The organism is Marinobacter xiaoshiensis (genome assembly GCF_031631795.1).
Classification (GTDB): domain Bacteria; phylum Pseudomonadota; class Gammaproteobacteria; order Pseudomonadales; family Oleiphilaceae; genus Marinobacter; species Marinobacter xiaoshiensis.
The window spans coordinates 585579-605616 of the sequence record NZ_JAVMBO010000017.1; the positions used below are offsets into that span (position 1 = coordinate 585579).

The following is a 20038-nucleotide window of genomic DNA, read 5'->3' on the forward strand; positions in this document are numbered from 1 at the left end:
TCGCCATCGGGGTTTGATTATAGGGATACTGGTGTAGAGGCCTTGGAAGCGTGGCACATTTGGAAATGCGGGAATGAAAAGATGCGCGGGTTTATGAAGCAGTTTTTTCGCTTGGCGCTTTGGTGTGCGTTGACGCCGCTGATGCTTATTGCCAGCGCTCAGGCGGTTGTTCTGGAAGGTGTGGGCCACGCCAGCATCCATAACGAGGACCTCGCGACTGCCCGTGCAGAGGCCCGTAATGCGGCCATGCGTGATCTCGCTCTTCAGTATGAGGCGCAGGTTAGTACCAGAGATACCATGGAAAACGGTGTTCTTACCGAGTCCAGAATGCGCCTGGCCTCCAGTGCGAGGGCGCGGAATGTTAAAGTGATTGATGAGCACCGCATTGGCAATCTTATGCGTGTGACCGTACGGGGGGATATTTCTGCCGGTGATGCCAGTTGTGACGGCGGAGACTCCGGGCGTTTGAGGAAGCGGGTGGCAGTAACCGGGTTTCCGCTTCTATACCCTGAGCAGGCCCGTGTAGGGCGCATTGATGATGCTGGTGAAGTTCTGCCGCAGTTGTTGCAGCAAGGTTTGCGGGAAGCTGGAAATTTGCAGGTGCTTTCCGCCTCTACCTCCCGTCTGTTCCCCGATCTGTTGAACGCGCCAACGTTGCAGCAGGGTAGTAATCGCCTAACCAATGTGATTCAGGTAGCCCGTGAAATGGGTGCTCAGTTTGTTGTCACGGGCGTTATCCGGGATCTTGGCGTTGCAGACCCTACGGCGTGGGGCACATCGGTTCTGGACAAGATGCAAAGAGGTATTGGTGCCGTCGATAAGCGCCGGCGGTTTGCAGTGGATCTGGTGGTTCTCGATGGCTTTAGCGGTTCGCCTGTCTATCAGCAACGTTTTGAGGCGGCCGCGGACTGGAATGGGAGCGTGGGCAGTTCTACAGGGTTTGGCTCAGAAGGATTTCGAAAAACCCAATATGGAAAGGCGGTTGCTGGTGTTCTGGGTGACATGACTCAGGCAGTCACCGAAGCATTGGCATGCCAGCCGTTTATGGCCCGCATTACCCGGGTAGATGGTCAGCAGGTAACACTGGCTTCAGGTGCAACCGCTGGCCTGAGGCCGGGTGATGAGCTGCATTTGTATCGCAGTGCCCGGTATTTTGATTCCCTGGGAGGGACGCCTGAATTGAGCGACAGCCAGGTGACAGTCACCCTGAATAATGTTCATCCGGACTTCAGCAATGGCAATATGCCCAGCCTGGGTGGGCAGGTAAACATTCAGCGAGACGACATTGCCATAATCTGGTAGCTCACGCTAAACCGGTGAGCGGGTCACTCAGCCGCGTGGGCTGCCGCTATGTCGCGAATCTTTCCGATCATGGAGCGCAGGCCGTTGCCGCGGGTCGGAGAGATATGGCGGAACAGGTCGAGTTGTTCAAACAGCTCGTCGATATCGGTAGCCAACAGGTCTCTTGGGGTTTTCCCGTTCAGCGCAATCAGAATCATGGCGGCAAGGCCGCGGACGATCATTGCGTCAGAATCGATCAGCAAATAAAGTTTGCCGCTGGCTTCGTGGAAGTGGGAAATCACCCATACCTGGCTCTGACAGCCGTGGACGTAGTTCTCTTCAATCCGGGCTTCGTCCGGAAAAGCCGGTAGCTGCTTGCCCAGATCAATAATAAACGCGTAGCGCTCTTCCCAGTCGTCCAGAAACTCAAAGCCGTCGAGTACGTCTTCCAGAGTCGGGTTTTTTCCGAGCGGATTGTTCAGAAAATCCTGTTCTGTCGCAGGCATTTACAACATTCCCAGTTCGAGTTTGGCTTCGTCGGTAAGCATATCGTTGTTCCAGGGGGGATCAAAGGTAAGCTCTACGGTTACCTTGTCCACGTTGGGCACGTGCTCCACCTTGGTCTTCACATCTTCAGTAATAACCGGCCCCATGCCACAACCAGCGGCTGTGAGGGTCATCAGGATGAAGACGTGATTGCCCTCTGGCGTACCGTTTTCAATGCGGCACTCGTAAATCAGGCCCAGGTCCACTACGTTTACCGGAATTTCCGGGTCGTAGCAGTTGCGCATGGCTTCCCACACCTGGTTTTCGTTGATAGTTCCGTCTTCCGGAGTATCAAAGCTGCTTTCCAGTGGCTTTTTGCCCAAGGCATCTGCGTTGTGACCTTCGATGCGGGCAAGGTTGCCATTAACTGCAACCGTGAAGGTGCCGCCCAGAGACTGCGTGATGGTTACAAAACTATCTGCCGGAATCATGATTTGGGTGCCAACAGGAACAAGGCGGGCTTCCACCTCGCGCTTGGTCAGGACAACTTCTCTTTCTTGCATTCCTGGTTATACCTCGTTTGGCGCGGAGAGTGGACGAATCAGCTTATGGTAAAGCTCTCGCCACACCCGCATTCGGCGGTGGCATTTGGATTGCGGAACTGGAACATGGAGTTGACGCCTTCGGTCACAAAGTCGATCTCGATGCCATTCACCATGGCAAGGTGTTCCTCTTTCACAAACACATCAACCCCGTCAATGTGGAATATTCTGTCGTCGGATGAAGCTTCGTCCACCCACTGGGTTTCGTACTTGAAGCCTGAGCATCCGCTTTTTCTGATCGCCAATCGGATACCTTTGGCGCTCGACGCTTTGTCGAGTTGCTTGCGCACGTGCTTGACGGCACTTGGCGTCATGGTGAGGCCTACGGTCGGCGTGAAGACTTCAGCTGTCATGGTGTCTCCTCCATCAGGCAAACAGGCGCTGGATTTTTTGTAAGGCGGTAAACAGTTGTTCCACCTCGTCCAGTGTATTGTAGAACGCAAAGGAAGCCCGGGCTGTACCGGGAACTCCGTAGAAATCCATCAGTGGCATGGCACAGTGGTGCCCAGTACGAATGGCGATGCCTTGCTGGTCCAGTAATGTACCTACATCACTGGGGTGCAAGCCTTCGATTTTAAAGGACATCACGGGAACTTTCTGCTTTGCCGTGCCGATAATGCTCATGCCGGGAACGGTCTCAACCAATTGGTTGGCACGTACCATCAAGGCATTCTCCGCCGCTTCCATTGCCGGCCGGTCCAGCCCGTTAAGGTAGTCTATTGCCGCGCCCAGACCCACCGCCTCGGCGATTGCCGGCGTACCTGCCTCAAATTTGTAAGGCAGAACGTTCCATGTGGTGCGTTCAAACGATACCCGCTCAATCATCTCGCCGCCGCCCTGGTAGGGAGGCATGTCTTCCAGTAGTGCGGCTTTGCCATAAAGCACGCCAATACCTGTCGGGCCAAACAGCTTGTGAGATGAAAAAACGTAAAAATCACAGTCCAGCGCCTGCACATCCGGCTGGAAGTGGGGGACAGCCTGGGCGCCATCTAGCAGGGTGATCACACCGCGCGCCTTCGCCTTGCCCACCAATTCGTTTACCGGATTGATTGTGCCCAGAACGTTGGAAACGTGGGTGATGGCCAGTACACGGGTGCGGTCGCTCAGCAAACGATCAAAGGATTCAAGATCCAGTTCGCCCGCAGGCGTAACGTGAATCGGCACCACTTTTGCGCCAGTGCGCTCGGCAATCATCTGCCAGGGCACAATGTTGGCGTGGTGCTCCATGTGGCTCACCAGAATTTCGTCGCCGGCTTTGAGTTTGGGGGCCAGGCCATTCGCTACCAGATTGATGGCTTCTGTTGTGCCTTTTGTCCAGATGATTTCCCGGGTACTGCCAGCATTCAAAAAGCTGCGAACGGTTTCCCGGGCACCTTCAAATGCGGCAGTGGCGCGGTCGCCAAGGGTGTGGGCACCCCGGTGTACGTTGGAGTGCATTTCCCGGTAATAACGGTCCATGGCATCCAGAACGGAGCGCGGCTTTTGTGCCGACGCGCCGTTATCCAGGTATACCAGCGGTTTTCCATTTACCTGTTGGGACAGGATGGGAAAGTCCCGGCGTATGGCTTGTACATCAAACGCCTTTTGGGTTGCTGTGCTTGCCATGGACAGGTCATTCATACCGGTCAGACCTCCTGGAAGGTTTGATCAAAAAACTGGTTCAGGCGGATTTGTACCGTATCTTTCACGGCATCCACTGGAATCTGGGCAACCAATTCGTTGATGAACGCCATGGTCAGCAGAACATTGGCTTCACGGAGGCCGATGCCACGCGATACCAGATAAAACAACGATTCCTTGTCCAGTTGGCCGATTGTCGCCCCGTGGGCGCATTTTACGTCATCAGCGTAGATTTCCAGCTCGGGCTTGGTATCGATCTCTGCACCGGTAGAAAGCAGCAGGTTCTTGTTGCTCATATTCGCATTGGACTTTTGGGCATCCGGGTGAATATGGATTCTGCCGTTGAACACAGCGTGGGATTTATCCGCTGCGATGTTGCGATAGGTTTCTTCACTGTCGCAATTAGGCGCTACGTGCTCAATGGTGGTGTGGTTGTCGTAATGCTGTGTGCCCTGGGTTACAACAACGCCGTTGAGCTTGCACTCTGCGCCTTTGCCTTCCAGTCGTACCCTCAGGTCGTGGCGCCGCAGGGGGCCGCCGAAGCCTACGCAGTGGCTCTCGAAGCGGGAGCTACGCTGCTGGGTTACGCCAGTGGCGCCGATGTGCTGTACCTTCTCGCCGTCCATGCTCAGGCGGATGTTGGTAACATTTGCGCCCTCTGCAAGAGTGAACTCGGTAACGGAGTTCACGAACACCGCTTCCTGTCCACTGGAAATAAACTCTTCAACCAGAGTGATCTGGCTGTTTCGGCCTGCTTCTACAAAAATTCGTGGGAAGGCAGATCCGCTGGCGTCGGCTGTCACTTCATGGATGATGAACAGAGGCTGGTCAAGAACCGCGTCTGGCTTCAGGCGAATGAGAAGGCCATCTTCAAAACGCGCAGTGTTCAGCCCTGCAAATTGCACGGCCTTGGCGTCGAGAGTGCTGTCCAGGCGCTCAGCCAGCTCATTGGCTTCGGCCTCAGAAAGATCACCAAAACGCTGGATAAGGATGTTATCCAGATCCGGATACTCACTGGCTTCCGGAATCACAACGCCATTAATAAAGACGACTTTGTAGCCGGGCACAGCAAGGGCGCTGCCTGTTTTACCAGTAGTTGGCAAAGAAGCGGCCATCTCGTCGGTCAGCTTCAGGTACTTGCTGGAGTATTTCCAGTTCTCGGTTTTCCGCGTTGGCATGGGCATATCTACCAAGGCGGCACCACGCTGTTTGCGCAGGGCAAGCAGGGGGGCTGGTAACGCCTGGCCAGCCGGCTGCAGGAACGCGCTGGAAAGAAGACTTGGTGCTGGTTTCATTCCGCGATCTCCTTAGTTGGCTGAACTGGCTGCAGTTTCGTCATCCTTGATGCCAAGCCATGCGTAACCGCGTTCTTCCAGTTCCAGGGCCAATTCACGGCCGCCAGACTTCACAATCTTGCCTTCGGCCAGAACGTGAACAAAATCAGGAACAATATGGTCAAGCAGGCGCTGATAGTGAGTTACCATCAAAATGGCACGGTCTTCGGCACGTAGAGCATTAACACCGTCAGAAACAACCTTGAGTGCGTCGATGTCGAGGCCAGAGTCAGTTTCGTCCAGAATGGCCAGCTTTGGCTGCAGCATCAGAGCCTGCATGATTTCGTTACGCTTCTTCTCGCCACCGGAGAAGCCTTCGTTCACGCCGCGCTTGAGAAATGCAGGGTCAAGATCTACCTGCTTTGAAATTTCCCGAGCCATCTTCATAAACTCAGCGGCGTTCATTTCTGACTCGCCCCTGTGGTGACGCATGGCATTCACCGATGTACGCATGAATTGCAGGTTACTGACGCCCGGAATCTCTACCGGGTACTGAAACGCCAGGAACACACCATCCCGCGCCCGCTCTTCAGTCGCTTTCTCAAGCAGGTCCTCACCATGCATGGTGACGCTGCCAGACGTGACTTCAAATGCGTCGTTGCCTGCAAGCACCTGGGCCAGCGTGCTTTTGCCCGAACCGTTCGGGCCCATGATGGCATGTACTTCCCCGGCTTTGATCTCCAGGTTGATGCCCTTGAGGATTTCTTTGCCCTCAACGGAGGCGTGCAGGTTTTTGATGCTCAGCATTTGTGGCTTCTCTCTTTAATCTGAAAATCTGTGTGTGTAATTTAACCAACAGAACCTTCAAGGCTAACTTCAAGAAGCTTGCCGGCTTCAACCGCAAACTCCATAGGAAGTTCCTTGAACACGTCCTTACAGAAACCGTTAACGATCATGGAAACGGCCCGCTCCATATCAATTCCGCGCTGGCGGCAAAGGAACATCTGCTCGTCGCTCACTTTCGAGGTGGTGGCCTCGTGCTCAACGATGGCGGACTTGTTCAGGCTCTCAATGTAAGGGAAGGTGTGTGCACCGCACTGGTCTCCGATTAACAGCGAATCGCACTCGGTGAAGTTACGAGCGCCTTCGGCACGGGGACCAAATTTGACCAGGCCGCGATAAACGTTGGAGCTTTTACCGGCCGAAATACCCTTGGAGATGATGGTGCTGGTGGTGTTTTTGCCCAGGTGAATCATCTTGGTGCCAGTGTCGGCCTGCTGGTAGTTGTGGGTAAGTGCTACAGAATAGAATTCACCAACGCTGCCTTCACCGCGCAGGATACAGCTGGGGTATTTCCAGGTAATGGCCGAGCCGGTTTCTACCTGGGTCCAGGAAACCTTGGAGTTCTTACCGATACAGGCCGCGCGTTTGGTCACAAAGTTGTAGATGCCGCCTTTGCCATTTTCATCGCCCGGGTACCAGTTCTGTACCGTGGAGTACTTGATCTCGGCATCGTCCAGTGCAATCAGCTCAACCACGGCTGCGTGCAGCTGGTTTTCGTCACGCATCGGGGCGGTACAGCCTTCCAGATAGCTGACGTAACTGCCTTCGTCGGCAATGATCAGAGTGCGCTCGAACTGGCCTGTGTTTGCCGCGTTGATGCGGAAGTATGTGGACAGTTCCATGGGGCAGCGAACACCCTTGGGCACATATACAAAGGTTCCGTCTGAGAAGACTGCGGCGTTAAGGCCGGCAAAGAAGTTGTCAGTATGGGGAACAACAGTACCGAGGTATTTTTGCACCAATTCGGGGTAATCGCGCACGGCTTCTGAAATAGAGCAGAAGATAACGCCTGCTTTTGCCAGTGGCTCTTTGAACGTGGTGGCCACCGAAACAGAATCAAATACTGCATCAACGGCTACGCCGGCGAGCTTTGCGTGCTCGTGCAGTGGGATGCCAAGCCGCTCATAGGTTCTCAGCAGTTCGGGATCTACCTCATCAAGACTCTGAGGCATGTCTTCTTTGCGCTTCGGGGCTGAGTAGTAGGAAATATCGTTGTAATCGATTCTTTCATAGCCCAGGTGAGCCCAATCGGGTTCTTCCATTTCAAGCCAGCGACGATAGGCCTTGAGGCGCCATTCCAGCATGAACTGAGGCTCTTTCTTGATTTCAGAAAGGCGGGTGATCACGTCTTCATTCAAACCGGGCTCGAAGGTATCTACTTCGATGTCTGTTACGAAACCGTGTTCGTATTCCCGTTTGATCAGTTCGTTCACCTCTTTGTTGGCGGTCGTCATGATCGTCGCTCCGTATTCTCTCTCGCGGGCTCTGAGGCCCTTTGATTTGCCGGCAACCAAGACTGGGTTGCGGGGCCTGATCTGTTGCTTGTGGATCGTAATTGTACAATACCAGACTAAATTAGTCAGGTATTAAATGTAAGGATGATCAAGTATATCGTAATACACCCGCCAGACGCTAAGTCTGGCGGGTGTAGCACGGGTTTGATAGGCGTATATACGGAGCTGGAAACGCTGGGTGGCGTTAGCTTTCTGGCGGCAAGATACGGGTGAGGTAGCTGTATTCCAAAGCTCCCGGAGTGCCGGTTGGGCGGGGGATGCGAACGATATGTCCACTACCTGGAGCGAAATCCATACGCACGCCATTGCGGTTTTCCATGACTGGAATTGAGAACTGCAGGTTGCCAGAGGGAGTGATCAGTTCCATCTGGTCGCCGGGGGCGAATTTGTTTTTCACATTGATGGTGAGCCATTGCCCGTCATCATCGGTGATGGTGCCCACAACTTGCTGAGTGCCCAGATAGGACGAGCCACGTTCGTAGGTCTGGTATTCCTGTGGCATGTGCCGGCGCAGAAAGCCTTCTGTGTAGCCTCGGTTGGATAGTGCCTCCAACTCATTCATCAGGGTCATGTCAAAAGGTTTACCCTGTGCCGCCTGATCAATGGCATTGCGGTAGACCTGAGTAGTGCGGGCAACGTAATAGGTGCTTTTAGTGCGGCCCTCGATTTTCAGGGAGTGAACACCCATGGCAGCCAGTTCCGCCACGTGCTGCACGGCACGCAGATCCCGGGAGTTCATGATGTAGGTGCCGTGCTCATCCTCATAGGCAGGGATAAAGCTGCCGGGCCGGTTGGGCTCTTCCAGCAGAATTTCTTTCGGCTCAAAACTTTGAACATCACTTGCTGCGGATGTGGCAATCAGGTCGCCGGTTTGGTCCTGGGTGTGGGCAACTTCCTTGTAGTTCCAGCGGCAGGCGTTGGTACAGGCTCCCTGGTTGGCATCCCTGTGGTTCATGTAGCCGGAAAGCAGGCAGCGACCGGAGTAGGCCATACACAGAGCGCCGTGAACGAATACTTCCAGTTCCATTTGCGGAACCCGTTCGCGAATGTCGCGGATTTCACCCAGAGCCAGCTCCCGGGAAAGAATCACCCGGCTGATGCCTTGCCGTCGCCAAAACTCCACTGTTGCCCAGTTTACGGCATTGGCCTGCACCGAAAGATGAATGGGCTGATCTGGCCACTTTTCCCGAACCAGCATAATCAGGCCCGGGTCTGACATGATCAGTGCGTCTGGTTTGTATTCCAGCACCGGTTCCAGATCCCGCAGGTAAGAGCGTACCTTGTCGTTGTGGGGTGCAATGTTCGACACCAGGTAGAATTGTTTGCCCAGTTCATGGGCGCGCTGGATACCGGAACCCAATGCTGTGGTGTCTTTAAAGCTGTTGTTGCGTACCCGCAGGGAGTAGCGCGGCTGGCCGGCGTAAACTGCATCAGCGCCATAGGCGAATGCGGTCTCCAGATGTTCAGGGGTGCCGGCGGGTGCCAGCAGTTCCGGGATATTCATGTGGGCTCCGGGTAGATCAGTGGTGGGCTATTTTGCCGCAGGCTAACGTGTATTCCCTTGATCCTGCTCAAACGTCTTATTGATTGTTTTCAGCTAACATGTGTACGCTGTAACTTGGAGTAAGCAATTGGATAGTTATGAATCTGGAGGGTAAAAAGATGGCGTCAGGCCCCCTGAGCCAAGACGTGGCGCGGGTTTCATTAGGTAATAGAGTGAGTTCGCTGATCAGTATTCAGCTTGCCCGGGGCAAGGTGGGCGTTGAGGTGGTGGCATCTCAGTTGCACATGAGCCGATATACGCTTCACAAGAAATTGAAGCGTGAAGGTTTGACCTTTGCCCGCATACTTGAGGATGTGCGCCGTAAGCAGGCGCTAACTTACATGCAGGATAAAACCAAGCCGCTGGTGGAAATTGCCGAGCAGCTTGGGTTTTCAGAGTTAAGCGCGTTCAGCCGGGCATTCAAACGCTGGATGGGCACTTCCCCGGCTGAGTATCGCTCTGTCAGGCTGTCCTGACGCTTAGGCTTGGAACTTTTTGAATACCAGTGTTGCGTTGGTACCACCAAAACCAAAGCTGTTACTCATGACGAGATCCAGGTTCTGGTTGTCGAGCCGCTCACGCACGATTGGGTAGCCTTCGGCACCTTCATCGAGGTTCTCGATGTTCGCTGAGGGCGCAATAAAGCCATCCCGCTGCATGATCAGGCTGTAGATCGCTTCATGAACACCGGCTGCGCCAAGAGCGTGGCCGCAAAGAGGCTTGGTAGAACTCAGTGGCGGAATTTTGTCGCCAAAGGTTGCTTTCAGAGCCTTCAGTTCCGTTACATCCCCAGCGGGTGTGCTGGTGCCGTGGGTGTTGATATAGCTGATCTCACCATCCAGGTTTTTCATAGCCTGGTGCATACAGCGAATAGCGCCTTCACCGCTTGGAGCAACCATGTCGGCGCCGTCTGATGTGGCTCCAAAGCCAACCAGTTCGGCAATAATGTTCGCGCCGCGAGCTTCTGCGTGCTCCAGAGCTTCGAGCACCAAGGTGCCGCCGCCGCCAGAGATTACAAAACCATCCCGGTCTGCATCATAAGTGCGGGATGCTTTTTCGGGCGTGTCGTTGTACTTGGTTGAAAGCGCGCCCATGGCATCAAACATCAGGCTCAGGGTCCAGTGGATATCTTCGCCGCCGCCGGCAAGCATCACATCCTGGCGCCCCAGGGCAATCTGGTCAGCGGCATGGCCAATGGCGTGTGCGCTGGTGGCGCAGGCCGAGGTAATGCCGTAGTTGATACCGGTAATGCCAAATGCCGTTGCAATGGTCGCGTTGATTGAGCTGCCCATGGTGCGGGGCACACGATAAGGCCCAACGCGACGGATGCCTTTGGCGCGGTGGGTGTCGATCGCATCGAGAAGCTCAACCGTTGACGCGCCGCCGGTACCAAACACGGCGCCAGTGCTGTTGGCTGTGAGGTGTTCTTCGGTCAAGCCAGCTTGCTCAATCGCTTCGCAGGCTGCGAGATAAGTGTATGCAGCAGCCGGGCACATGAAGCGCAAAAGCTTGCGATCAATCAGCTCAGGCAAATCCAGGTTGATTTGCCCGCAAACGTGGCTGCGCAAACCGTTGTCACGGGCTTCTTCACTGAAGGCGATCCCGGGAATGGACTCCTTCAGGGAGCGAGTGACTTCTTTTTGATTGGTGCCAAGGCTGGAGACAATCCCCATGCCGGTGATAACAACACGCCGCATCTTGTTAACTCCTAGAAATCATCGGTGGAAGTGAACACGCCAACCCGCAGGTCTTTGGCTGTGTATATTTCTTTGCCATCCACTTCCATACGTCCGTCGGCAATAGCCATTGTCAGCTTGCGCCGGATTACACGTTTGAGGTCGAGGTAGTAGGTTACCTTTTTATTGGTCGGGAGAACCTGGCCGGTGAACTTGACCTCTCCTGCGCCCAGCGCGCGGCCCTTGCCTTCGCTGCCGCTCCACGCCAGGTAGAACCCAACCAGTTGCCACAAGGCATCCAGGCCCAGGCAGCCAGGCATAACCGGGTCATCCACAAAGTGCACTTTGAAGAACCAGAGGTCGGGATTGATATCCAGCTCTGCCACCAAGCTACCTTTGCCGTAGATACCGTCATCTGTGCCTATGTGGGTGACGCGGTCAACCATTAGCATCTCATCAATGGGCAGCCGCGTGGCGCCCGGGAAAAGTTTGCCATGACCACACTTAATCAGGTCTTCCTTGTCAAAATGATCCGGGTTCATAGTGCCATCGTCTCTGTTACAGAATGATTTATTGTTACTTTAGCTGTTATTTCGAGAGTCGCTATTGACCATTAGTGGATGATTAACGTTTAAGGGTTGCAGTTGCAAGCCTGGGCTGCTCTCCGGGGGCGGTCAAAAAAATAAAAAAAGCAGGCTACTGCGAGCCTGCTCATGCATCTAAAGCTTCAGGAAACCTGGCCAGGGCGTCAGCCTGCACGGCCATCCGGTCTGGGGCTTGCAAGTATTTTCGTGTAGCGCACCAGGAACATGCCGAAGGCGAAAACCCAAAGCAGGCTGCTACTGCCAATACCGGGATGCCAGGGAATGATATCGAAAGCCGTGAGAACACGAACCACTGCCGCGAGTTGCAGTGCAATAAATGCCACAACCATGCCTTTGGGTAGCACCAGGGGGCGGCCAGTGTGGCCGAGAGTCACCCTCGCGATTACACCCAGAATCAGGCAGCCAATAGCGCCAGTTCCTGCTGCATGACTCCAGGCGTTAGATGGCCAGCCGGAGAAAATGGTGCCGGCCAGCAGGTAGAGTGACACCGGGACCCAGAGAATAGAGAGGTGAAGAACCCACAACAGAGGCTCTTTGCGAACGAGCCAGCCTTTCCAGTTAGCCAGTCGCACCAACACAAGAGAGCCAGCAATGATCGCCAGAATGCCTGTGATGGCTTGCCAGCCGGTTACCAGCGACGCCATGAGCAGAATCATGGAAAACAGCGAAGCCATATCGAGCGCCGGGATGTTTTTTACCGCGTCTGCATTCAGCCCTCGCTGGCGCAACCAGCCAGTAGTGAACGCCGGCGTTATTCGCCCACCCACAATGCTGATAAGCGCCATAGCCGCAATCAGTGCTCCGTGGCTGTAAGTCATATCCACGCGGGTAACAAAGCCAATTTGCATCAGCCACAGCAAGCCGAGAACCACCAGAAGCATAAGTTGGCGTTTTTGCTTGGCCTGCCAAACCCGCCACCCGGCATCCAGCATCACCAGCGGTAGAAACGCCAGGTTTACCCCTTGCACTAGCCATTCTGGCAGATCTGCGCCAAATGCGAGCAGCAGGCGCCCGGCCAGCCATACGCCCCAAAGCAGCATCAGTCGGAACCCGTGGGTGCGTTCGGTCTGAGTCCAGACGCAGACAGCTGTCAGTAAAAAGCCGGCAATAGCAGCCGTCAGAAAGCCAAACAGCATCTCATGCTGATGCCAGAACAATCCCGGCATGGCCAGCGGCATGCTGACGGCGCCTGTTACCTGCAGTACCCAGAGAGGAATGGCGACAATCGCCAATACCGTCATGGACAGGAAGAAGATTCGGAACGGGTAGCCGAAAAGCTGGTTGAAGCTGGCGGGCCCAGCTTTTTGGGGTGTTGAAGTCGCTTGCATGTTGGTTCCTGTCAATACATATATGTTAGTTATATGTTAAGCGGCTGTGAGCAGAATTAACATACCCGGTTAGGGGTATCTTTGCGTACAATGCCGCTATCGTTTTGATTCACAATGGAATGGTTTATGAACTCATACATGATTTTGAAGCACCTCCACATGACCACAGCCTACCTCACGGTTGTCTTGTTTTCACTGAGGCTGTTGATGGACGCTGTGGGGCGCCCCGGCTGGCGTATGACTCCACTGCGCTGGATTCCCCACGCTAACGACACAGTACTGCTGGTTGCGGCGATCAGTCTGCTGTTTGTGGGTGGTTGGAACCCGCTGGAGCAAGGCTGGCTTCTGGCAAAAATCGCATTGTTGCTGGGCTACATCGCTGCCGGACTATTCGCTTTGAAAGTGACCGTCTCGCGCCCGATTCGCGTTGTGGCCGCAGTATTGGCCCTGGTGCAGGTATCCGCTATTTTCCACCTTGCCATGGCCAAACCCGTCTTATTTTGATTCATTCAAGGTACGCAATACCCGAGCCCAAACCCCGTGGGCCAGTATCCTGACAGTTATATGGAGCAAGCAATGTGGGACGAGCGATTCAGTAGCGAACACTTTGTATACGGAGAAGAGCCAAACTCCTTTCTTGTGGAGCAGTGGAGCGCATTCGAGCTGGATAAAAGCAAAGGCAAAGTGTTGTGCCTGGCAGAGGGAGAGGGCCGAAATGCCGTATATCTGGCAGAGCGAGGGCATACTGTAACCACGGTCGATTTGTCTGAAGTCGGGCTGCAGAAATCTGCCAGGCTTGCTGCCACTCGTGGCGTGGAGCTGGAAACCGTGCATGCCGATTTGGCAACCTATACCCCGGAATCAAACACCTGCTCGGCGGTTGTCATGATTTTTGCCCACACTCCAACCGATATTCGCAAGCGTTCGCTTCAAATCGCAAAAGACGCGTTGCGAAGCGGTGGCCATTTGATTCTGGAAGGCTATACAGAAGATCAAATTGGGCGAGGTACTGGCGGGCCGGGCAATAAAGCCATGATGTTCAGCAAGCAGGAGCTGGAACAGTTTTTTGAGCCCGAGGAAATACTTCTTTCCCGCGAACTCGTCCGTGATATTCGTGAAGGCCCACTTCATGATGGTGAAGGGGCTGTGGTTCAGTTTGTGGCTCGCAAGGCATAGATCGGGCGGCTTGCCGCCCTCTCTATCTCTCCAGCTTTTTTGACAGCTCGTCCAGCTTGCGCTGAACCGAGTGGAGCTGCTGAACAATCTCATCCCGCTCGTCGTGGGCTTGCTGGGCCTGTTTGGCGTTCTGCTCTTCGCTCATCACTTCCAGAATCGCTCCAATCATCATGTTCAGGAACACGAAGGCCGTGAGGAAAATGAACGTCAGATAGTAAATCCAGCTTAGGGGGTATTGCTCCATGGTTGCGTACATCACGTCTGTCCAGTCCTCAAACGTGGCCACGCGGAACAGCGTGAGCATGGAAATTGCGACATCACCCCAGAGATCCTCATCCACTTTGGCAAAGAACATCGAACCCATGGCGGCATAGATGTAAAAAATAATAAACATCAACAGTGCAATGTAACCCATGCGTGGGATGGCTTTGAGCAGGGAGTTGATCAGAAAACGCAGCTCCGGCACCACAGAGACCAGACGCAATACCCGGAAAACCCTCAACAATCTTCCAAGCAAGACCGCCTCCGAGTTATCCAGAGGAATCAGGCTGCCAATCACCACCAGTGTGTCGAAGACGTTCCAGCCGTCCATGAAGAAGCGGCGTTTGACCGGGCTGGCGGCAAAGCGGAAAAGAATCTCGATCAGGAAAAACAGGGTGATAGCTGTATCCATAACGCCCAGTGACTGCTCCACCAGTGGTGGTAAGTCATAGGTTTTCGCGCCTATGGTCAGGGCAGACAGGATGATGATGGCGATCACTACGCCCTGAAAAAGCGTGCTGGATTCAATACGGCGCAACTGGTTGAAGCTGGCCGAGGGAGAAAGATCCAGGGACATGGGGGTTACTGCTCCAGGTGAAATCGGGAGTGCGAATTCTAAAGGCACTGCCAGCGCTGGAACAGTACTGTTACAGAGATTTCAAGAAACTCGCACCGAACCTTTTATTGCGGGGCTGATCCTGTGCCGCCTTTCTGGCTGTGTTTGCGGTTCAAGGGGTAGAAGAGCTGAGGTGATGCCAGTTCCGGCAAGTCGGTTTGCTCCTTGTTTGCGGCCCACTCAACGCGTTCGGCTGAACGAATGGCGTAATGCATCCAGGCGAGAGCAGCGGCGGCAATTATGAACATCAGCATAAAGCAGCTCTGCCAGATGCCGGTAACGTCGTTCAAAACTCCGAAAGTGAGCGGCAGAATGAATCCACCCAGTCCGCCGATCATCCCCACCACGCCACCAACAGCGCCCACATGCATGGGGTAGTAAACCGGTATGTGCTTGTAAACCGCTGCCTTGCCCAGAGACATGAAAAAGCCCAGGGTGAAAATCAGAATAATAAACACCGGCAAGCTCATTTCCAGTGTAAAGCGCACGTCGCCGTCGATGCCGTGTACCACATAATCAGTAGGGGGGTAACTCAACAGGAAAGTGCAGATGACCGACGCAATAAATGTCCAGTACATCACGCGTCGAGCGCCGAAGCGGTCAGACATCCAGCCCCCAAGAATACGGAACAGGGAGGCGGGAATGGTATAGAGGGCCGCGATCATGCCTGCGGTTGTTATGTCCAGGCCGTAAACGCCAATCAGGTAGTGGGGCAGCCAGAGTGCCAGGGCCACAAAGGCGCCAAATACGAAGAAGTAGTAAAGCGCAAAGCGCCAGACCCGAAGATCCCGCAGCGGCTCCATCTGCTCCATAAACGAACGTTGTTGCTCGTCTTTTTTTCGGCCTGCAGAAACAGGGTCTTCTTTTGCCAGAATGATGAAGGCAATGCCCATAACCGCCAGCACAGAGGCATAGATCTGGGCGGTGGTCTCCCAGCCAAAAGCCACCAGCAAAAAGGGTGCACCAAAGTTGGTTACAGCAGAGCCGACGTTGCCTGCACCAAAGATGCCCAACGCTGTGCCCTGTCGGGAGGGGGTAAACCAGGCTGCTGTATAGGCTACGCCCACAATAAACGCGCCACCGGCAAGGCCCACACCCAGAGCACCAATCAGCAACATCAGGTAAGTGGTGGCGAAGGTGAGCAGGTAAACACAGGCCGCCGTGGTCAGCATGAGGATGCCGAATACCCAGCGCCCGCCGTACCGGTCCGTCCAGATACCAAGAAACAGCCGGCTGATTGAGCCAGTCAGAATAGGGGTGGCCATAAGAAGGCCAAGCTGGGTGTCAGATAGCCCAAGATCTTCCGCAATGCGGATGCCAATGATGGAGAAAATGGTCCATACGGCGAAACACAAAGTGAAGGCCAGCGTGGAAAGGCCAAGTGCGCGGTACTGCTGTGGTTTGGTTGGCGAGATCATTACTGCGGCCTTGTCTGTTTGCATATACGGGCCATTGTTCAGAGCCTCTATAACAATATCAAAAGCGGCTTTTTCCGTGTGGGGGCATTGGGGGTACCTCCAGCAGGGTGGGCTGGTGGTAGGTGCCGACAGGGATTTGCTGTCAGGGGGTAGAGCTTCGATTGCTCTGGTGGGGTATCTGGCGCTGTATTTGACTTAAATCAAATATGCGCCACTACTGAGTGTGGGCTAATACTGAGTAATATCAATTGGCGCTGTGCCTGTGTGGCACTTTTGCCTTCGGAGACTGCTATGAAAATCATGATTGCCTACGACGGCTCCAGGAACGCGAAGCTGGCGCTGGTTCAGACGATTACGATGTTTCGCGAACTGAAGCCTCAGATCATCCTGGTGGCTGTGGCGGAAAACCCCAGAGACATCACGGCCAGCAATGAAGACATGTTTCAGGAGGAGTTAGAGGAACTCAAAAACCATCTGCTTGAAGCGCAGGGGGTTTGTGAGAAGGAGGGAGTTTCTTCTGAAACGCTGCTTCTGGAGGGCGACGCTCGAAAAATGCTGCTATATGCCGCTGACAGCAAGGTTAAGCCCGACATGCTCATCATCGCTCGCCACAGTGATGAGGTTGACGGCGGCTTGATCGCCCGCTCGCTAACTTACTTTGTGGATGAGTTGGATTACATGACATTCGGTAAAGTCAGTTCGTTTCTGGCTCGCCGGGTGCAATGCCCGCTACTTATCCTGCCCAGCCGCTAAAAGCCACTGGCACTGAACTGGAAGCCCCCGGAGGCTGAAATGAGAGTTGCAGACGTATTCCGCTTCAAAAATCCAGAGATTAAGGCATTACACCTGACCTGGATAGCATTTTTTATCACATTTTATGTGTGGTTCAACATGGCGCCACTGGCGTCCAGCATGCTCAAAAGTGTCGATTGGCTGACCCCGGACGACCTTCGCCTATTCGCCATTTGTAACGTGGCGCTGACGATTCCTGCTCGTATTCTCGTGGGCATGGCCCTTGATCGCTTCGGCCCGCGCCGGGTGTTTTCCATACTGATGATTCTGATGTCGATTCCGGCACTCACCTTCGCCTTTGGCGACACCATGACCCAGTTGCTGGTCAGCCGTTTGGTGCTCAGCTCCATCGGTGCGAGCTTTGTGGTGGGCATTCACATGACCGCCATGTGGTTCAAACCCCGGGACATTGGTTTTGCCGAGGGTTTCTACGCTGGTTGGGGTAACTTTGGTTCTGCTGCTGCAGCACTGACTCTACCTACTATTGCACTGCAAATGTATGGCGGCGATGACGGCTGGCGCTGGGCTATTGCCCAGAGTGCTATCGTGATGGCGCTTTACGGCGTGTACTACTGGTTTGCTGTTACCGATGGTCCTGCAGGCACCGTACACCGCAAGCCGCGTAAAGCGACTGCGCTGGAAGTCAGCACCTGGGGTGACATGGTCAAACTTATTCTGTGGACCATTCCCTTGATTGGTGTTCTGGCAATCCTTGTTTGGCGCATCCAGAACATGGGCTACCTGAGTGTGACTGGTGCGATCATTGCCTACTCAGTCATTGTTGCCATCGTGCTTTATCAGATCGTACAGATTCTGCGAGTAAACGTACCTATCCTGAAAAAGGGTGTGCCTGAGGACGACAAGTACCCGTTTAACAGCGTTGCTGCGTTGAACAGTACCTACTTTGCCAACTTTGGTGCAGAGCTGGCAGTGGTTTCCATGTTGCCAATGTTCTTTGAAGAAACCTGGAGCCTGAGTGCCGCTGCTGCGGGTATGGTTGCTGCCTCCTTTGCTTTTGTAAACCTGGTGGCTCGTCCTATGGGTGGCATGGTTTCAGACCGCATGGGTAACCGCCGGTTCGTGATGCTGAGCTACATGCTGGGTATATCCGTTGGCTTCGCACTGATGGGCTTGCTCAACTCCAGCTGGCCGCTAATCATTGCGGTAGGTATCACTGTATTCACTTCATTCTTTGTGCAGGGTGCAGAGGGTGCAACCTTCGGAATCATCCCGTCAATCAAGCGCCGCTTAACCGGGCAGATATCGGGAATGGCGGGTGCATATGGCAACGTAGGGGCTGTGGTCTACCTGACTATCTTCACCTTCGTAACGCCTAATCAGTTCTTCTTCATCATTGCAGGTGGCGCCTTTATCAGCTGGGTACTTTGCTTGATGTGGTTGAAGGAGCCTGAGTCTGGCTTTGCTGAAGAGTACGATGTGTCTTCTGTAGATCTTCAGATCGAAGAGGAGGAGCGCCAGCGCCAGGCAGCAATGGGCAAGGCGTAACCTGTTGAGGCAGTAACTCAGTAAAGTTGTAATCAGCACCAAAGCCCGCCGGGAGTGATCTCGGTGGGCTTTTTTTTGGTTGATAGCTCCCCCGCAAGTGGACGTTCAAAATCCTTCTGCTAACTTGAAATGATGCCTATGCACACATTGAAAGGTGGCTAAAAACCAGTGGACGTCGTCGCACTGGCTTCATAACAAGGATTGGATAGCACGACGACTCTATCTTTTATGCCTCTGAAACAAGGGGCTGTGGTGGATTCCGGGCATCGTTTTGATGCCAGTCGCCACTGGGCCGCCTCCCTCACACTGGGGTTCTGTGCCCGCGCAGACGGTGATGTCAGCATCACCCGCATGACGACAGCTCGCCACTATGGCCCCCTGCGGGTTCAACGGCCGTTTTATCCTGAAGGACGTGATGGCTGCTGCCACGTTTATCTTTTACACCCGCCAGGCGGCGTAGCCAGTGGGGATTCGCTCAATATAGATGTCAATGTCGGGGAGGGGGCTCACACCCTGTTAACTACACCCGCCGCGAACAAACTTTATAGAGCCGACAGCAACGGTGTCGCCTGGAGCCAGCACACCCAGCTTAAAGTGGCTAATGGTGGGACGTTGGAGTGGCTGCCCCAGGAAACTCTGGCTTTTGATGGCTCCCGAGGTGAGCAAACTCTCATTATTGATCTGCAAGACAACGCCAAATGCCTGGGCTGGGAGATTCTCGGCCTTGGTCGCCCGGCGAGCGAATTGCCGTTTGCAAGCGGCTATCTGGAACAAGGCTTTAAACTCACTCGAAATGGCCGGCCGCTGTGGCTGGAACGCCAACGCATTGATCCTGGCCATCCGCGGTTTACCGGCAAATGGGGCCAAGGCGGCGCCACGGTTCACGCCACCATGTGGGCGGTAGGGCTGAGCGATCCTGAAGAAGCTGTTCAAGCGCTGCGAGAGCACATGCAGGCGTCCAGTCACTGGGCTGTTACCTGTCGTCGCGGAGTGATTTTGCTGCGCTATCTGGGCACTGAACGTAATCAGGTGTGGGATCTGTTTCAGCAGGCGCGGGATCTGCTCCGGCCGCGCCTTACAGGCCACAAGGCTATTGTACCGAGGATCTGGCTGACCTGACTGCTCATGCTGAAGCTGTCGTACGGGTACAGGCCACTAACACAATAATATCGACAACAACGGAGTTAGTGATGGAATTAGCACCAAGAGATAAAGACAAACTGCTGTTGTTTACCGCTGGCCTGCTTGCTGAGCGCCGCAAGGAAAAAGGCCTCAAATTAAACTACCCGGAATCAGTCGCGCTGATCAGTTGCGCCATTATGGAAGGTGCCCGCGAAGGTCGTACTGTGGCGGATATGATGAGTGCCGGCCGCGAAATACTGACCCGTGACGATGTGATGAAAGGCGTTGCCGAGATGGTTCAGTCCGTTCAGGTAGAAGCAACCTTCCCCGACGGTACCAAACTGGTCACCGTCCATAACCCCATTGTGTGAGGAG

The 20038-nt window shown here is 54.4% G+C and carries 21 protein-coding genes; 8 read left to right on the forward strand and 13 right to left on the reverse strand.

Features of this window, described 5'->3' with window-relative positions; all coding sequences use genetic code 11:
- Nucleotides 1-93: 93 nt before the first annotated feature.
- Nucleotides 94-1302, forward strand: coding sequence for a flagellar assembly protein T N-terminal domain-containing protein (locus RKA07_RS14525; RefSeq protein ID WP_200202896.1), 1209 nt, complete (start codon nucleotides 94-96; stop codon nucleotides 1300-1302).
- 23 nt (nucleotides 1303-1325) lie between these two features.
- Here the strand turns inward: RKA07_RS14525 and RKA07_RS14530 are convergent, their stop codons facing one another.
- The 8 genes from RKA07_RS14530 to trhP form a co-directional block, all read right to left on the reverse strand.
- Nucleotides 1326-1787, reverse strand: a complete 462-nt coding sequence (locus RKA07_RS14530) for a SufE family protein (RefSeq protein WP_310966644.1) — start codon at nucleotides 1785-1787, stop codon at nucleotides 1326-1328.
- A complete protein-coding gene (gene sufT / locus RKA07_RS14535; RefSeq protein WP_200202894.1) occupies nucleotides 1788-2330 on the reverse strand; it encodes a putative Fe-S cluster assembly protein SufT in 543 nt (180 codons plus the stop codon).
- A gap of 38 nt (nucleotides 2331-2368) precedes the next feature.
- On the reverse strand, nucleotides 2369-2722 hold the full coding sequence (locus RKA07_RS14540; RefSeq protein ID WP_200369634.1) for a HesB/IscA family protein: 354 nt from the start codon (nucleotides 2720-2722) through the stop codon (nucleotides 2369-2371).
- Nucleotides 2723-2735: 13 nt separating this feature from the next.
- Nucleotides 2736-3989, reverse strand: coding sequence for an aminotransferase class V-fold PLP-dependent enzyme (locus tag RKA07_RS14545; RefSeq protein ID WP_310966645.1), 1254 nt, complete (start codon nucleotides 3987-3989; stop codon nucleotides 2736-2738).
- 5 nt (nucleotides 3990-3994) lie between these two features.
- On the reverse strand, nucleotides 3995-5284 hold the full coding sequence (sufD, locus tag RKA07_RS14550; protein WP_310966646.1) for a Fe-S cluster assembly protein SufD: 1290 nt from the start codon (nucleotides 5282-5284) through the stop codon (nucleotides 3995-3997).
- Nucleotides 5285-5296: 12 nt separating this feature from the next.
- Nucleotides 5297-6070: a Fe-S cluster assembly ATPase SufC gene (gene sufC / locus RKA07_RS14555; protein ID WP_200369631.1), complete on the reverse strand. Its 774-nt coding sequence runs from the start codon at nucleotides 6068-6070 to the stop codon at nucleotides 5297-5299.
- 41 nt (nucleotides 6071-6111) lie between these two features.
- Entirely contained in the window at nucleotides 6112-7560 is a 1449-nt protein-coding gene (sufB, locus tag RKA07_RS14560) for a Fe-S cluster assembly protein SufB (protein WP_200202889.1), read from the reverse strand.
- 244 nt (nucleotides 7561-7804) lie between these two features.
- Nucleotides 7805-9124, reverse strand: a complete 1320-nt coding sequence (trhP, locus tag RKA07_RS14565) for a prephenate-dependent tRNA uridine(34) hydroxylase TrhP (RefSeq protein WP_310966647.1) — start codon at nucleotides 9122-9124, stop codon at nucleotides 7805-7807.
- Nucleotides 9125-9282: 158 nt separating this feature from the next.
- Between trhP and RKA07_RS14570 the strand changes: the two genes are divergently transcribed.
- A complete protein-coding gene (locus RKA07_RS14570) occupies nucleotides 9283-9639 on the forward strand; it encodes a helix-turn-helix transcriptional regulator (RefSeq protein ID WP_200202887.1) in 357 nt (118 codons plus the stop codon).
- Between the two features lie 3 nt (nucleotides 9640-9642).
- Here the strand turns inward: RKA07_RS14570 and fabB are convergent, their stop codons facing one another.
- The 3 genes from fabB to RKA07_RS14585 form a co-directional block, all read right to left on the reverse strand.
- Nucleotides 9643-10860, reverse strand: coding sequence for a beta-ketoacyl-ACP synthase I (gene fabB / locus RKA07_RS14575; protein ID WP_200202886.1), 1218 nt, complete (start codon nucleotides 10858-10860; stop codon nucleotides 9643-9645).
- A gap of 11 nt (nucleotides 10861-10871) precedes the next feature.
- On the reverse strand, nucleotides 10872-11381 hold the full coding sequence (gene fabA / locus RKA07_RS14580) for a bifunctional 3-hydroxydecanoyl-ACP dehydratase/trans-2-decenoyl-ACP isomerase (protein ID WP_200202885.1): 510 nt from the start codon (nucleotides 11379-11381) through the stop codon (nucleotides 10872-10874).
- Between the two features lie 206 nt (nucleotides 11382-11587).
- Entirely contained in the window at nucleotides 11588-12772 is a 1185-nt protein-coding gene (locus tag RKA07_RS14585; RefSeq protein WP_310966648.1) for an NnrS family protein, read from the reverse strand.
- A gap of 126 nt (nucleotides 12773-12898) precedes the next feature.
- Between RKA07_RS14585 and RKA07_RS14590 the strand changes: the two genes are divergently transcribed.
- Together RKA07_RS14590 and RKA07_RS14595 are read left to right on the forward strand one after the other, a co-directional pair.
- Nucleotides 12899-13276 (forward strand): SirB2 family protein, encoded by a 378-nt coding sequence (locus RKA07_RS14590; RefSeq protein ID WP_200202883.1) that lies wholly within the window; start codon nucleotides 12899-12901, stop codon nucleotides 13274-13276.
- Nucleotides 13277-13348: 72 nt separating this feature from the next.
- Nucleotides 13349-13948, forward strand: a complete 600-nt coding sequence (locus tag RKA07_RS14595; RefSeq protein WP_310966649.1) for a class I SAM-dependent methyltransferase — start codon at nucleotides 13349-13351, stop codon at nucleotides 13946-13948.
- A 22-nt stretch (nucleotides 13949-13970) separates the two neighbouring features.
- Here the strand turns inward: RKA07_RS14595 and RKA07_RS14600 are convergent, their stop codons facing one another.
- Together RKA07_RS14600 and RKA07_RS14605 are read right to left on the reverse strand one after the other, a co-directional pair.
- A complete protein-coding gene (locus tag RKA07_RS14600; RefSeq protein WP_200202881.1) occupies nucleotides 13971-14786 on the reverse strand; it encodes an ion transporter in 816 nt (271 codons plus the stop codon).
- Nucleotides 14787-14890: 104 nt separating this feature from the next.
- A complete protein-coding gene (locus RKA07_RS14605) occupies nucleotides 14891-16267 on the reverse strand; it encodes an MFS transporter (RefSeq protein ID WP_200202880.1) in 1377 nt (458 codons plus the stop codon).
- Nucleotides 16268-16534: 267 nt separating this feature from the next.
- Between RKA07_RS14605 and RKA07_RS14610 the strand changes: the two genes are divergently transcribed.
- The 4 genes from RKA07_RS14610 (at nucleotide 16535) to ureA (ending at nucleotide 20034) form a co-directional block, all read left to right on the forward strand.
- Nucleotides 16535-16996, forward strand: coding sequence for a universal stress protein (locus RKA07_RS14610; protein ID WP_200202879.1), 462 nt, complete (start codon nucleotides 16535-16537; stop codon nucleotides 16994-16996).
- A gap of 39 nt (nucleotides 16997-17035) precedes the next feature.
- Nucleotides 17036-18541: an MFS transporter gene (locus RKA07_RS14615; RefSeq protein ID WP_310966650.1), complete on the forward strand. Its 1506-nt coding sequence runs from the start codon at nucleotides 17036-17038 to the stop codon at nucleotides 18539-18541.
- Between the two features lie 228 nt (nucleotides 18542-18769).
- A complete protein-coding gene (locus RKA07_RS14620) occupies nucleotides 18770-19660 on the forward strand; it encodes an urease accessory protein UreD (RefSeq protein WP_310966651.1) in 891 nt (296 codons plus the stop codon).
- A 71-nt stretch (nucleotides 19661-19731) separates the two neighbouring features.
- Nucleotides 19732-20034 carry an urease subunit gamma gene (gene ureA, locus RKA07_RS14625; protein WP_310966652.1) on the forward strand — a complete coding sequence of 101 codons (303 nt, stop codon included), beginning with the start codon at nucleotides 19732-19734 and terminating at the stop codon, nucleotides 20032-20034.
- Nucleotides 20035-20038 lie beyond the last annotated feature (4 nt).

Bases quoted from the DNA above. Each gene is read 5' to 3' on its own strand.
- RKA07_RS14525 (WP_200202896.1), top strand. From the start codon at position 94: ATGAAGCAGTTTTTTCGCTTGGCGCTTTGGTGTGCGTTGACGCCGCTG.
- RKA07_RS14530 (WP_310966644.1), bottom strand. From the start codon at position 1,787: ATGCCTGCGACAGAACAGGATTTTCTGAACAATCCGCTCGGAAAAAAC.
- sufT (WP_200202894.1), bottom strand. From the start codon at position 2,330: ATGCAAGAAAGAGAAGTTGTCCTGACCAAGCGCGAGGTGGAAGCCCGC.
- RKA07_RS14540 (WP_200369634.1), bottom strand. From the start codon at position 2,722: ATGACAGCTGAAGTCTTCACGCCGACCGTAGGCCTCACCATGACGCCA.
- RKA07_RS14545 (WP_310966645.1), bottom strand. From the start codon at position 3,989: ATGAATGACCTGTCCATGGCAAGCACAGCAACCCAAAAGGCGTTTGAT.
- sufD (WP_310966646.1), bottom strand. From the start codon at position 5,284: ATGAAACCAGCACCAAGTCTTCTTTCCAGCGCGTTCCTGCAGCCGGCT.
- sufC (WP_200369631.1), bottom strand. From the start codon at position 6,070: ATGCTGAGCATCAAAAACCTGCACGCCTCCGTTGAGGGCAAAGAAATC.
- sufB (WP_200202889.1), bottom strand. From the start codon at position 7,560: ATGACGACCGCCAACAAAGAGGTGAACGAACTGATCAAACGGGAATAC.
- trhP (WP_310966647.1), bottom strand. From the start codon at position 9,124: ATGAATATCCCGGAACTGCTGGCACCCGCCGGCACCCCTGAACATCTG.
- RKA07_RS14570 (WP_200202887.1), top strand. From the start codon at position 9,283: ATGGCGTCAGGCCCCCTGAGCCAAGACGTGGCGCGGGTTTCATTAGGT.
- fabB (WP_200202886.1), bottom strand. From the start codon at position 10,860: ATGCGGCGTGTTGTTATCACCGGCATGGGGATTGTCTCCAGCCTTGGC.
- fabA (WP_200202885.1), bottom strand. From the start codon at position 11,381: ATGAACCCGGATCATTTTGACAAGGAAGACCTGATTAAGTGTGGTCAT.
- RKA07_RS14585 (WP_310966648.1), bottom strand. From the start codon at position 12,772: ATGCAAGCGACTTCAACACCCCAAAAAGCTGGGCCCGCCAGCTTCAAC.
- RKA07_RS14590 (WP_200202883.1), top strand. From the start codon at position 12,899: ATGAACTCATACATGATTTTGAAGCACCTCCACATGACCACAGCCTAC.
- RKA07_RS14595 (WP_310966649.1), top strand. From the start codon at position 13,349: ATGTGGGACGAGCGATTCAGTAGCGAACACTTTGTATACGGAGAAGAG.
- RKA07_RS14600 (WP_200202881.1), bottom strand. From the start codon at position 14,786: ATGTCCCTGGATCTTTCTCCCTCGGCCAGCTTCAACCAGTTGCGCCGT.
- RKA07_RS14605 (WP_200202880.1), bottom strand. From the start codon at position 16,267: ATGCAAACAGACAAGGCCGCAGTAATGATCTCGCCAACCAAACCACAG.
- RKA07_RS14610 (WP_200202879.1), top strand. From the start codon at position 16,535: ATGAAAATCATGATTGCCTACGACGGCTCCAGGAACGCGAAGCTGGCG.
- RKA07_RS14615 (WP_310966650.1), top strand. From the start codon at position 17,036: ATGAGAGTTGCAGACGTATTCCGCTTCAAAAATCCAGAGATTAAGGCA.
- RKA07_RS14620 (WP_310966651.1), top strand. From the start codon at position 18,770: ATGCCTCTGAAACAAGGGGCTGTGGTGGATTCCGGGCATCGTTTTGAT.
- ureA (WP_310966652.1), top strand. From the start codon at position 19,732: ATGGAATTAGCACCAAGAGATAAAGACAAACTGCTGTTGTTTACCGCT.